This window comes from Paenibacillus harenae, from assembly GCF_030812415.1.
GTDB lineage: Bacteria > Bacillota > Bacilli > Paenibacillales > Paenibacillaceae > Pristimantibacillus > Pristimantibacillus harenae_A.
The window spans coordinates 397,897-410,545 of sequence record NZ_JAUSST010000001.1; the positions used below are offsets into that span (position 1 = coordinate 397,897).

A 12,649-nucleotide genomic window follows, 5' to 3' on the forward strand; every position below is an offset into this window, starting at 1 on the left:
ATCTGTTGCTCGCAATGGTTGAATCATAACGAAAATTTCACAAATCGGCAAGTTTGAGCATTGCAATTGTCCACTGGCTTGCTATAAAATAGAAAAGTCCGAGTCTATTTTTTGTCGGCTTCAGAAAGACCAAGCGCTAACTGCGTTTATGCTTGGAATCTGCTTCATTCGGTCACGACTTGATGATCCAACTCTCGTCCCGATGCTGCAAAGCGAAGTAGGGACGGGGGTTTTTCTGTTCATATTAAGCAGCAAGGCACACTAGCCTTGCCCTAATTTAGGAGGCATACTTCTCATGTTTAAAGTGTTAGTTTCCGATCCGATCAGCGATTTGGGCATCCAGCAGCTAGTTGATGCAACAGATGTCGCCGTAGACAAAAAAACCGGCCTTAGCGAAGACGAGCTTGTTGCCATTATCGGCGAATACGACGCTCTTCTCGTTCGCAGCCAAACAAGAGTAACCGCCAAAATCATGGAAGCCGGCAAACAGCTTAAAGTCGTTGGCCGCGCTGGCGTCGGCGTCGACAACATCGACCTCGATGCAGCTACGCAAAACGGTATCATTGTCATTAACGCTCCCGACGGCAATACGATTACGACATCCGAGCATACTTTTGCGATGATGATGGCCGTTGCCCGTCATATCCCGCAAGCCTATATGAAGACGGTTGGCGGCGAATGGGATCGCAAGTCGTTCCTCGGCGTTGAATTGCGCAACAAAAAGCTCGGCGTTCTCGGCATGGGCCGTATCGGCAGCGAAGTTGCTAAGCGTGCCAAAGCTTTCGGCATGGACATCCTCGGATATGACCCGTTCATGACGGAAGAGCGCGCGGAGAAAATCGGCATCAAGCTCGCTTCTGTTGACGAGATCATACGCAACGCGGACTTCATGACGGTTCATACGCCGCTGACGCCTGAAACTCGCCATATGATCGGCAAAGCACAATTCGAAGTGATGAAACCCGGCATGCGTATTGTTAATTGCGCACGCGGCGGTATTATCGATGAGCTGGCACTCGTTGACGCGATCAATAACGGCGTTGTTGCCGGGGCTGCATTCGACGTATTCGAAGTGGAACCGCCTGCTGATGATCATCCGTTCCTGAAGCATCCGAAGATCATTGTAACGCCGCATCTTGGCGCTTCCACCGTTGAAGCCCAAGAAAACGTAGCAATCGACGTATCGGAGCAAGTGCTGCATATTTTGCGCGACGAGCCGTTCATGAACGCGGTTAACATGCCTCCTATCCCGGCTAATCTGCAAAACATTTTGCAGCCGTACTTCACGCTTGGCGAGAAACTCGGCAGCTTTATCGCTCAATCGACGGAAGGCGCCGTGCAAGAAATTATCGTTAACTATGCAGGCGAGCTTGCGGAAGTCGACACGCAGCCCCTGACTCGCTACGTCGTTCGCGGCGTGCTTGCGCACCATCTCGGCCTCGAGAACGTTAACGTCGTCAACTCGATGCATTTGGCGAAGACGAGAGACGTGAATATCGTGATCCGTAAATCGACGGCTTCCAAGGACTTCACGAACCTCGTGTCCGTGTCGCTCCGCACGAAGATGGAAGAGCATGTCGTGTCGGGTACTTTGCTCACCGGCTACGGCCCGCGCATCGTGCAGATCGACAAGTTCCCGGTTGATGTAACGCCTGAAGGCAACCTGATTCTGATCTCGCATAACGACAGACCGGGTATCATCGGCCGCGTCGGCACATTGCTGGGCAACAACGACGTGAACATCGCGACGATGCAAGTAGGACGCCAGCTTGAAGGCGGATCGGCCATCATGGTGCTTCGCGTTGACAAAGGCGCTCCTAAAGAAGTGCTTCAACAACTGACAAGTCTTCCGGAACTGAATACGGCTAAGGAAATCAAGCTTTACTAAATAAAAGCCGCAACGCAGAACCTCATCCCTACTCCAGGCGATGAGGTTCTTTTTTTTGTTTTCGAGTCTACCAAAAACGCGACAAAATTTCGCTGTAAGAGCATCCTCGCCATCCACATCACGACGAACGACCCTGTAAGCTCATATTCGCTCTTACGGGACGCGAACGCTTTCCGATTTGTAGCTGTAAGAGCCTATATGCTCTTATAAGGTCAACTTGATGTCATTGTTTCACGTACAACAAGATTAAACGATGGTTCTCAACAAAAAAAGCGCTCCGAATCGGAACGCTTTGACAGCTATTGATGATAATCGACAGGAAGCAGCAGCGTAAACGATGTACCCACGCCAACTGTGCTTTCGACGACGATTCTGCCTTTATGAAGGTCGATCAAATTTTTGACGATGGCCAGACCAAGTCCGGTACCGCTCGAGGCGCCTCGTTTGCGGGCCTTATCGGCCTTATAAAACCGCTCGAATACGTAAGGAACATCTTCCACCGGAATGCCCTGCCCTTCGTCGCGGACCGTAATTTGAATGAACGACTCCCCGTTCACATTCGCGTTCTGGCCCGCTATGGTAATGGACTTGCCGGCTGGCGTATGACGAAGCGCATTGTCGAGCAGATTCGTCAGCACCTGCTCCAGCCGATCCTCATCGGCCTCCAGCATCGTGAGCGGCTCATCCGGAATCTCAACATGCATGCGCACGCCCCGCTCCTTCGCATACACCTGGAACTTGCGATGCACCCGCTTCACGACATGGCGCAAATCAATCTCGTGGAAGTTCATCTCGACATGGCCCGCTTCCATTCTTGCAATATCGAGGAAGTCGTTGACGAGACGTCCCATTCGGAGTGATTCGTCATGTATAACTTGAACAAGCTCCTTGCCTTCCTCTGGCGAAGCGACAATATCGTCCAGCAGCGCTTCGCTATACCCTTGCAGCATGGATAACGGCGTTCGTATCTCATGCGAGATGTTCGCCACAAAGTCCCTGCGCAGCTTCTCCAGCTTATGCTCCTCGGTCACGTTCCGAATAACGGCTACCGCTCCGCGTACAACGCCGTTCGATTGCAGCGGCGCCATAACGACCGACCAAACGTTCGTGTGAACATGTACCTTCTCGCTTAAATCATGCCCTTTCTCGATGACCGTTTGGTACAGCTCGCGCAGCGGCATCGGCACGCTTTCGAAGGTTAGAGAGCTGCCGGACAAGTCATCCTGCCAGTCGACCTTAAGCCCCGACCACTGATTGATAAGCAAATGTCCGCTTGGGTTCGTGAGAATGACTTGACCGGCCGCATCGAATGTAATGACGGAATCGCCCATGCTTCGCAATATGCTGGTCAAATGGTTTTTCTCATGATTGAGATCGTGAATGAGCTTGTCGAGCTGCTCCGTCATATGATTGAACGTCTTCGCCAGCTCGCCGATCTCATCCGTCGAACGAATATCGACCCTTGTACTGTAATTGCCCTGCGACACGGAATCGGCCGCGTTCTTCAACTGCAGCAGCGGCTGTTGGATCTTCGCCGACAGGAAGAAAGCGAAGAACGTCGACAGCAGGAAACCGATGATCGCAACGACAATGAACAAAATCTTAATATCATGGGCATCATCCCTGTTGTTGAACCAAATATCGATATATTGAAGCAGGAATACGCCCAATATAATGAGTACTACCGCAACGAGCAGCATGATCGTAGCCCAAAGCTTGCCGACCACGCTGTTCCACAGCATTCGCGTCAGTCGTTGGAACAATCGCATTTACTTCGGCACCTCGAGCTTGTAGCCGACGCCCCATACGGTCGTAATCATCGCGGCTGCATCAGGCGATACTTTGTTCAGCTTCTCGCGAAGCCGCTTCACATGCGTATCAACCGTTCGGAGATCGCCGAAGAACTCGTAATTCCATACGTCCTTCAGTAGCTCCTCGCGCGAAAATACTTTATCCGGCGATACGGCCAAATAGTGCAGCAGTTCGTATTCCTTAGGCGTCAAGCTTACCTCTTGGCCTCCAGCCGTTACGCGGTGCGCGTCATGCTCGATAATCAAGTTCGGGAACACGATATTGTTGCTCGAATTGATTTCCTTGGTCAGGAACGCGGTTGCGGAAGATCGGCGCAATATTGCCTTCACACGGTAGATAACCTCGCGCGGACTGAACGGCTTAACGACATAATCGTCGGCACCGACCTCGAAGCCTTGCACGCGGTTCATCTCCTCGCCCTTCGCCGTCAGCATAATGACCGGCGTTGCTTTAATCTGGCGAAGGCGCGAACACACCTCGACGCCGTCAATGCCCGGCAGCATGACATCGAGCAATATTAATGCGTAATCCGTATTGGATGCTAGCCGAAGCGCGGTTTCTCCGTCCTCGGCTTCATCGATCGTATAGCCTTCCTTCTCCAAGTACATCTTGAGCAGGCGGCGAATTCGTTCCTCATCGTCAACGACTAAAATACGGTTTGAGTAATCGGTCATACGGCATTACTCCTCTCCATTCTTGTGTTAAGCTCCCGAGTATGAATGCAGACCGGCGATAATCAAGTTGACGCCGATCAACGTAAACAGTACGATAACAAATCCGATAACCGCCAGCCAGGAAGAACGAAGTCCCTGCCAACCGCGGGAGAGGCGGAAATGCAAGTAGGCGCTGTAGTAAAGCCAAGTAATAAGCGCCCATACTTCCTTCGGATCCCAGCCCCAGAAACGTCCCCACGCCTTCTCCGCCCATATCATCGCGAAGATGAGCGCGCCAAGCGTAAAGATCGGGAAGCCGATCGCGATGGCGCGATAGCTGATTTCGTCTAAATCCTCCGGATCGATGCCTTCCATCGCGGGATGGATGACAGCGCCGAGACGCTTGCGGAACGCGAGGCGGAGCAGACCGTATAGAATGCTGCCCGCAATGACGGACCATACTACCGTGTTCAGCTTTCTGCCTGCATTAACGCCGTTCATCCAATAAGGCGCTTCGAGCAGCGGTTTTTCCATGCCGAGGAAGCTGTCCATTTCGACCGTTTGGCTATTGTACGGCTTAACGATCGGCGGAAGCGCATAAGCAACCTTCTCCGTAGTCGTCTGTTCAATGCCTTTGATGTCGATTTCCGACTTCTCTTGAATGAAATGAGCTTCATAACCAGCGCCGCGGAAGCCGAATACGGCAATGATAAACCCGACGATCAATACGAGCGAGTATAACGTGAATTCCACCCAGAACTGCGATCTGCGAGCTTCCTTCGACGTCTGCTTGAAATCCACAACGCGCAATAGGTACATGAGGCCAGCCGCAAAGCCGACAGCGAAAAAGGCTTCTCCAAGCGCAGCCGTCGTAACGTGGATCTTAAGCCAGTTCGACGTTAATGCCGGAATTAGCGGCTGTACATCGCTTGGGAAAACCGCCGCATACGAAACGATGATGACGGTAAGCGGCAATGCGAACATGCCTAGCAGCGGCTTGCGGTAGATCGCATGAATGATCGTATAAGCCATCATAATCGACATGCCGAGGAACGTCATAAACTCATACATATTACTGGTTGGAATTTGTCCGCTGCCTGCCCACCGCGTGAAGAAAAACGCTAAGTGGGCCGCAAGTCCGAGACTCGATGTAATAAATGCGATTTTGCCCCATCGTCTCTCGTGATCGGCTGGCTTGCGGTTGCTCCACTTTTTGCCTGCAACCGCGATGACGTAGAACATAAAGGCAAAGCAGTAAAGAAAAAATGCGACAAGAAACACGTCGCTGCTGAATTCGACTAAACTCACGCGTTGTTCCCTCCGTTATCGAGCGCCTTCGGATCGACGGTTATCCCGATTTTTTTGAGCGCCCCGGCAACATCCGAGCGCATGCCATACCAGTTCTTGTTCGTATGCGCGCCAAGCGACAGGTCGCCGTCATCTATGCGCAGCCATATTCTGCGATGCTGCCAATAAGAACCCATCAGCAGACCGACCATCGAAAATACCGCGCCGATCCATACATAAGGAAGCGCTCTATCCATCCTTACGTTCAAATAGGTCGAAGCTTCCGAGAACTCGACATTCTCCATGCCTTCTACCTTAATTTCGATCTTCTCCGCCAATGCGCCGTTAATGACATCCTGGGCAAACTTCACTTTGTCCTTCTGCATCGGGAAATACATGTAAGGTTCTCCTTCGGCAGCTAGGCCCGGTCCTTTCACCGTAAAGATGAATGCCGGTGCGACCGGGTCCCGAGAGAGCGTCGTCGGTTTGCCATTGCTGTCAAGCGCGAACTCCATGAAGTTCGCATATAGCTCCAGCGTAAACGGACCAAGCTCATGCTTCGGCGCCGAATCTTTCATCGGCAGGTCAAACGGTCCGTAAGACTTCCCGGTCTGCTTGTCGATCAGCATCGGATGCACCGCGTTAAGCCGCGGCGTCATATCGAAGTCGAACTGGTAAAGCTTCAACCCCTTGTACTTCAAAGGATCGTTAACGATAATGTCGTGCTGTTTCACTTCCGTAAGCTCCGGCTGCTTCAGCGGATCGTTGCAATTGCTTGTACATTCGTACAACACTGCTTGCGTCTTGAACAACTTCGCTCGCGCTGTGCCCTTCAGCGTCTCAGGCAATTCATCGTCCTTGTAAAATTCAACGATGAACTTCTCGTTCTTCACGTAATAGTTCGTTCCGCTAATCTGAACCGTATCGCCGTCCGGAATCGTAATATACGAATCCATCTGAAAGCCGGGTAGACTTCGAGCCAGTATGGCGAGAAGGAACAGTATCAAACCAATATGGTTAATATAAGGGCCCCAGCGGCTGAACCTGTTTTTCTCCGCAAGCAGCGAACTTCCGTCACGATGAATACGGTAGCCTTTGCGCTTTAGCTGCGCTCCGAATTGCTCCGCCCATTGCTCGGGATCGCCCTCTACCGTCTGCTTGTACACCGTCTTCTGGCGGTGAATGAACTGCGGATGCTTGCGGATCTGCTGCTTGCTGAGCGCCCGGTAGAGCGGCAGCACGCGGTCAAGGCTGCAAATAACGAGCGAGGTGCCGATCATAACGAGCAGTCCGATAAACCACCACGATTCGTATGTATGGGACAAGCCCAGCATATAATATATTTTGCCGGGTAGGCCATACGTCTCCTCGTAATAAACGGCAGGCTCGAAGTTGTTGACGAACGTGTTCTCCTGCGGATAAATCGTTCCTAACATCGATGTCAGGAACGTAATTACAATTAAGTAAATCGCGATTTTGACGGAAGAGAAAAAGTTCCAAACCCGGTCAATCACATTCGGGTTGCTCTTCTGCGAACGGCGCGCGACGCCGTCGTAACGCATCTCAAGCGGCGTATCCGCACCTTCGGCTTCTGATGGCAAGAGCGGCTTGCCACAGCTTTCGCATAATACCGTGCCTACCGAGTTTTGATGGCCGCATTCGCATTTTGTGTTTTCCACGACTAACACAGCATATCCCCCTAGAGCTGAAGCAAACGTTCAATCCGATCGTCGATCTCTTGCTCCGTCATGCCGCCTACCGTGATCTCCATGATTTTGCCGTCCGGCCCTATAAAGAAGGTCGTCGGGTAAGAGCGCAGCCCGTAGCTGCGTTCCGTCTTGCGGTTAACGTCTCGCAGGATCGGATAGTTCAGATCGAATTGGCGAACAAAGTTGTTCACTGTCAATGTGTCTTCGCTTAAATTAATGGCCAATATCACGAGGCCTTGGTCCTTCCACTTGGCGTATTGCCTCTCGAACTCCGGCATCTCCTTGACGCACGGCGGGCAGAACGTTCCCCAGAAGTTGACTACAACCGCTTTCCCTTGATAATCCGACAAGGCTTTCGTACCGCCATTCAAATCGGCCAATGTGAACGGCGGCGGCTCCGAACCGGCCTTAAGCGCCCCTCCGGAATCCGATGCGAATAACGTCGAACCGATCGCATATCCGCCTATAATCAGTACGGCAGCCAAAATGACGATTTGGACCGTTTTGCGGGATTTTCCCATTAGCTTGCCTCACCACCTGCTTCGATCTCTGCTGAAAGCTGACTACGTTAGTACCATTATAACGAAAAGTCGACGGCAATAACTGCCGCCGTCGTTTACTTTTTATGAACTTTATGTGTCTTGCGTGCCTCTGCGAGCAGGCCATCGATCTCCTTGGGAGTCAGATGTCTGTATTTGCCGCGGCCCAGATCCTGCAAATAAAGATCTCCGAATTTAATGCGTTTCAGGCGGATTACTTTATGTCCGATAGCTTCGAACATTCTGCGTACTTGCCGATTGCGTCCCTCGTATATCGTAATCGTTATTTTCGCTTCGTTATTTACCGTATCGACGTCATGATATTCAACCTCCGCAGGCGCCGTCATGCCATCCTCCAGCATAATGCCCTTCTGCAGCTTCTCAAGCGCACTGCCATGCGGCACGCCTTTGACCGTTGCATGGTACGTCTTCGGAACATGGTGGCTCGGATGCGTAAGCATATTGGCGAACTCGCCGTCGTTCGTAAGCAGAAGAAGTCCTTCTGTATCGTAGTCCAGACGTCCGACAGGATAAACCCTCTCTTTGATACCGGGCAGGAAGTCACCGACGACCTTGCGGCCTTGCGGATCTTTAGCGCTCGATATGACGCCCTTCGACTTATTGAGCATAACGTAAATTTTCTTCTCGCCTTTGATCAGCCTGCCGTTAACCGATATCGAATCGACCGCAGGGTCGGCTTTGACGCCAAGCGTCGTTACTTTCTCGCCGTTCACCTCAACCATGCCGGCTAAAATCATTTCCTCGCATTTGCGACGGGATGCGACACCCGCTTGCGCTAATATTTTTTGTAAACGTTCCAATGCTTTCACCTCATTCTCCATCATAACGATTAGAAGAACAAAGTACAAGCGGGTGCTAACCGAATATGTATAGACAAATGAAAATCGCCGCCAAAAAACCGACCAAATCGGAGAAAAGCCCTACTTTTAGCGCATATTTGGTACGGCGGATGCCTATTGCTCCAAAATAAACCGTCAGCACATACAGCGTCGTATCCGTGCTGCCCTGAATCGTAGACGCGATTCTTCCGATCATCGAATCGGGTCCGTAGGTCTGAATGAGATCGGCAGTAAACGCAAGGGATCCTGCACCCGTAAGCGGACGCAAGATGCCTAGCGGCAGTACCTCGCTTGGAATGCCGAACCAATCGAATAAAGGACGAACAGCCGACAGCATTAACTCCATCGCGCCGGAGGCGCGAAACATGCTGATCGCTACCATCATTCCGACAAGGTGGGGAATAATGTTGATGGCCGTCCCGAAGCCGTCCTTCGCTCCTTCAACGAACGTTTCATAGACGGGTACTTTGCGTCGGAGTGCCGCATAGAGCGGAATGAATACGATAATGGCAGGTATCATCCATGCGGATAGATTGGAGAACAAATCATACAAGCGTCTCACCTCCGCCGGATGTCGTCGGAGTAGACGAGCTTATATTGGATGGCGGCTTGGTTAAATTCGTCTGAGGCGGAATCATAGGAGGCGATTTCCTTCTATACCATCTGTCGGCTACGATGGCCGCCGATGTCGCGACAAATGTCGCGGCAAGCGTCGTTCCGATTATTTCGGCAGGATTAGCCGAGCCGTAATTCATCCGTATAGCGATAAGCGTCGTCGGCACCAACGTAATGCTTGACGTATTGAGGGCAAGCAGCGTACACATTGCAGGCGTTGCGGTCGTCTGGTCCGGATTCAGCTTCTGCAGTTCCTGCATGGCTTTGATGCCCATTGGCGTCGCGGCATTGCCGAGACCGAACAAATTCGCGCTTAAATTGCTCATGATGTATCCTATGGCCGGATGGTTGTGCGGAATGTCTGGGAATAGCTTGCGTACAAGCGGACCCAGCATCCGCGCAAGCTTTTTAAGCAGGCCTGCATCCTCGGCGATGCGCATCATGCCAAGCCAGAATACCATAATGCTAATGAGGCCGAAGCTTATTGTCACACCCGACTTTGCCCCTTCGAAAGCAGCTTGCGTAACCGCGTCCATGTTGCCGTTTATCGCGGCTACCGCTACGCTAGCCGCGATAAAGAACAACCAAATCCAATTCACCATATAACCGTCTCCCCTCGGTTTTATGCTCTAGGTACTAAACATCAAAACTCCATTTATTATTCATCGGCATCATCCTTCAATCGATGGCTTCCCGCCTCAAATACCGGCGTTGACCCGATCTTTTCCCCTTTCAGATACCAGTTGAGCGAGCCGCGTTCGCCAAGCGCATAATCCGTCGACTTCGGATCAATCAGAACAAGACTTGTATGAATGGAATCTTGCTCGTCCAGTTCTAACGGATAGCTGAAGCCTTGTCCTAGCGCAAAAGGATAACCAGCGATCGTTTGCCCTTTGCTCGCGAGCTTCTGAAGCGGATAGTTGGCATAGCCCCAATCGAGCAAGTTTTTGTGGTCGTTCCAATCATCGCTGTCGTTAATCGTAACAGCAGCGAGCTGCTGACCGTTTCTTGTCGCCGAACTGACAAGACAACGCAGCGATTTTTTAGTATAACCGGTTTTGACTCCGTCCGCGCCTTCGTACATGGCAAGCATTTTGTTTTTGTTTGGCCATGTATAATCCCATTTTTCATGCGGGTTCGGCACTTTTTTTTCCCTTGTGCCTACGATTCGGGCAAATGTTTTATTTTTGAGCGCATAGGCAGTCAGTACGGCAAGATCGTTGGCAGAGGAGTAATGTCCTTCTTCATCGAGTCCATGCGGATTTTTGAATTGCGAATGCTTCATATTCAGAAAACGAGCCTTCTCGTTCATGAGATGTACGAAACCTTCCTCAGACCCACCTACATGCTCGGCAATCGCAGTCGCTGCGTCATTGCCCGAACGAAGCATCAAGCCGTACAGCATATTTTCAAGCGTCATTTCTTCGCCCAGTTGAAGGTAGATCGACGATCCCTCCTTGCCGACCGCACGTTTTCCTGTTTTCACCTTATCATCCAGCTTGCCATGGTCGATGGCCACGATTGCGGTCATGATCTTCGTCAAACTTGCGATTCTCATCGATTGATCGCCGTTGCTGCTATATAAAATTCTGCCTGAGCTGACATCGATTAACGCGGCCGCTCTTGCATTCGTACCGATCGGCTTCGGCTTCGCGCTTGCTGCAGGCTGAATCGCCAGCATCGTCGCCCCTAACAAAAGCATGGAAGCTAACGCGATTCTATACCGCTTGAACCCTTTCATTCCCATTGATACTCCTCTCGCTGCAGTATTCTGTCCATTCATTATATGCTTGTACATAATCGGGTAGACGAGCTTAAGGCAACAAAATGAAAAACTGCCCTTTCGGGCAGCTTTCACATCATCGGTTGTTCACCGCTCATTCGATTAACTATAAGAGGTGATCATTCGCGTCCGGACTGCCGGTAATGACCGTCGATACCGGATCGACAAAATTGGATTGCGGCATCGGCTGTCTAATCATCGACTGAACTTTTTCGAACACATGCGGCGCTGCGTCAATGACGCGCTCCATCAGATGCGTTTGATTATCAAGCGGTACGATCTTCACGCCATGCGTACCTACAACGAGGAATGCGATTGGCGTAATCGAAACGCCGCCGCCGCTGCCGCCGCCGAATGGAAGAGATACCGAAGCGTGATGGGCATCCGTTTGCGTGCCGTTCGGTTTATCGGCATCGTCGAGTCGAATGTCGCTGCCGCCGGCCACGAAGCCGAAGCCGACTTTGGAGATCGGCATAATGATGCTGCCATCCGGGGTTTGGACAGGATCGCCGACGATTGTGTTCACGTCGACCATTTCCTTAATATTTTCCATTGCGGTTTGCATTAATCCTTGAATAGGATGCTCTGCCATTGTTACTCCTCCTCAAAAATTTTGTGAAAAGACGTTTCCTTGCGAAGTCATCACGACAAAACTTACTCCGAAAGCATACTCTCGGTGCGATATGAATAAGAACTTGCCTACGCTTTCTGTATTGTGCGCAAAGCGGACAAGGACTATGTACGGGCTGTGCTTTCAGATGAACTGCTTTTTTATTAAACTTTGAACAAAAGGTTTTGCCACGTTCTTCCTCCGCCGCCTTTTTTGCGCCTTCCCTTCCGCATGCGGAAGAATAACTTCAAGCCGGCGAGAACCGCATGACCGAAGCTGATCTTGGCGCTGCATGACCACTCGGTCGAGAAGTATGGCTGCTGATAATTCGGTGATACGGCCATCTGAGGCTCCGCCTTTAGCTTAACCATCTGAGACAAGACGCCAATCACCCCCGTCTTGACCGACCATACGAACCCCGTCGTCATCGCAGTCCACATGGCATCGCCTGTCCCTACCGATGTGTCCCATTTCCATTCCGTCATTTTGACCCTCGTTAAAGTCTGCCTGGCCCAACCGGTCAAATTACGCGTCATCTCCAGTACATCCTTTAATCGATCGATTATTCGTTCAACGTCGTCTGCATTTATCTCTTCATTAAACTGTTTCCATGTGTTAATGCCGGTTTTCGTGGATGACACTTGCTCCTTTAATTGAACCGAATCGCCTAAAAACTTGATGACCGGTACTTTCACGCGGAAGCGATACAAACCGAACAACACTTTGATGGCGATTTCGGCGTCGTCATTATTTCCCGATTTCGCAAAATGTCCGTTAACGACAACGGGCGATGCGATGACAATCGAAAAAATGAACAAAAAAAAGAGACCGGCCGCCGTCATCCAACCGAAAGGATAAAGGGGCATGTTGCTTCCTCCGTTTCCCTAATTAAG

12 protein-coding genes are annotated in these 12,649 nt (G+C 51.2%); 1 reads left to right on the plus strand and 11 read right to left on the minus strand.

From position 1 onward, the window contains the following. Positions 1–295: 295 nt before the first annotated feature. A complete protein-coding gene (gene serA / locus J2T14_RS01855) occupies positions 296–1,888 on the plus strand; it encodes a phosphoglycerate dehydrogenase (protein ID WP_307467214.1) in 1,593 nt (530 codons plus the stop codon). Between the two features lie 299 nt (positions 1,889–2,187). Here serA and J2T14_RS01860 read toward each other — a convergent pair whose 3' ends face one another. From J2T14_RS01860 to J2T14_RS01910, 11 genes are all read right to left on the minus strand, one after another. Then, entirely contained in the window at positions 2,188–3,657 is a 1,470-nt protein-coding gene (locus tag J2T14_RS01860; protein ID WP_307467216.1) for a HAMP domain-containing sensor histidine kinase, read from the minus strand. Continuing rightward, positions 3,658–4,374: a response regulator transcription factor gene (locus tag J2T14_RS01865; RefSeq protein ID WP_307201672.1), complete on the minus strand. Its 717-nt coding sequence runs from the start codon at positions 4,372–4,374 to the stop codon at positions 3,658–3,660. A gap of 27 nt (positions 4,375–4,401) precedes the next feature. Beyond that, a complete protein-coding gene (ccsA, locus tag J2T14_RS01870; protein WP_307467217.1) occupies positions 4,402–5,661 on the minus strand; it encodes a cytochrome c biogenesis protein CcsA in 1,260 nt (419 codons plus the stop codon). After that, entirely contained in the window at positions 5,658–7,328 is a 1,671-nt protein-coding gene (gene resB / locus J2T14_RS01875) for a cytochrome c biogenesis protein ResB (protein WP_307467219.1), read from the minus strand. The genes ccsA and resB overlap by 4 nt, the downstream gene beginning before the upstream one ends. An 11-nt stretch (positions 7,329–7,339) precedes the next feature. Next, entirely contained in the window at positions 7,340–7,870 is a 531-nt protein-coding gene (locus J2T14_RS01880) for a redoxin domain-containing protein (RefSeq protein ID WP_307467221.1), read from the minus strand. Positions 7,871–7,965: 95 nt separating this feature from the next. After that, positions 7,966–8,709 carry a pseudouridine synthase gene (locus J2T14_RS01885; protein ID WP_307467222.1) on the minus strand — a complete coding sequence of 248 codons (744 nt, stop codon included), beginning with the start codon at positions 8,707–8,709 and terminating at the stop codon, positions 7,966–7,968. A gap of 55 nt (positions 8,710–8,764) precedes the next feature. Then, positions 8,765–9,301, minus strand: a complete 537-nt coding sequence (locus J2T14_RS01890) for a spore maturation protein (protein WP_307201683.1) — start codon at positions 9,299–9,301, stop codon at positions 8,765–8,767. Beyond that, positions 9,294–9,965: a nucleoside recognition domain-containing protein gene (locus J2T14_RS01895; protein WP_307467224.1), complete on the minus strand. Its 672-nt coding sequence runs from the start codon at positions 9,963–9,965 to the stop codon at positions 9,294–9,296. Before J2T14_RS01895 ends, J2T14_RS01890 begins: the two co-directional genes overlap by 8 nt. Positions 9,966–10,021: 56 nt before the next feature. Further along, positions 10,022–11,104 carry a D-alanyl-D-alanine carboxypeptidase family protein gene (locus J2T14_RS01900; protein WP_307467225.1) on the minus strand — a complete coding sequence of 361 codons (1,083 nt, stop codon included), beginning with the start codon at positions 11,102–11,104 and terminating at the stop codon, positions 10,022–10,024. Positions 11,105–11,252: 148 nt separating this feature from the next. Continuing rightward, a complete protein-coding gene (ytfJ, locus tag J2T14_RS01905) occupies positions 11,253–11,738 on the minus strand; it encodes a GerW family sporulation protein (protein ID WP_307467228.1) in 486 nt (161 codons plus the stop codon). A gap of 182 nt (positions 11,739–11,920) precedes the next feature. Beyond that, complete coding sequence (locus J2T14_RS01910; protein ID WP_307467231.1) at positions 11,921–12,622, minus strand: DUF2953 domain-containing protein; 702 nt, start codon at positions 12,620–12,622, stop codon at positions 11,921–11,923. Between the last annotated feature and the right edge of the window lie 27 nt (positions 12,623–12,649).

Coding starts and splice junctions, on each gene's coding strand:
- ytfJ (WP_307467228.1), bottom strand. CDS start 11,738: ATGGCAGAGCATCCTATTCAAGGATTAATGCAAACCGCAATGGAAAAT.
- J2T14_RS01895 (WP_307467224.1), bottom strand. CDS start 9,965: ATGGTGAATTGGATTTGGTTGTTCTTTATCGCGGCTAGCGTAGCGGTA.
- serA (WP_307467214.1), top strand. CDS start 296: ATGTTTAAAGTGTTAGTTTCCGATCCGATCAGCGATTTGGGCATCCAG.
- J2T14_RS01860 (WP_307467216.1), bottom strand. CDS start 3,657: ATGCGATTGTTCCAACGACTGACGCGAATGCTGTGGAACAGCGTGGTC.
- J2T14_RS01900 (WP_307467225.1), bottom strand. CDS start 11,104: ATGAAAGGGTTCAAGCGGTATAGAATCGCGTTAGCTTCCATGCTTTTG.
- J2T14_RS01865 (WP_307201672.1), bottom strand. CDS start 4,374: ATGACCGATTACTCAAACCGTATTTTAGTCGTTGACGATGAGGAACGA.
- J2T14_RS01910 (WP_307467231.1), bottom strand. CDS start 12,622: ATGCCCCTTTATCCTTTCGGTTGGATGACGGCGGCCGGTCTCTTTTTT.
- J2T14_RS01880 (WP_307467221.1), bottom strand. CDS start 7,870: ATGGGAAAATCCCGCAAAACGGTCCAAATCGTCATTTTGGCTGCCGTA.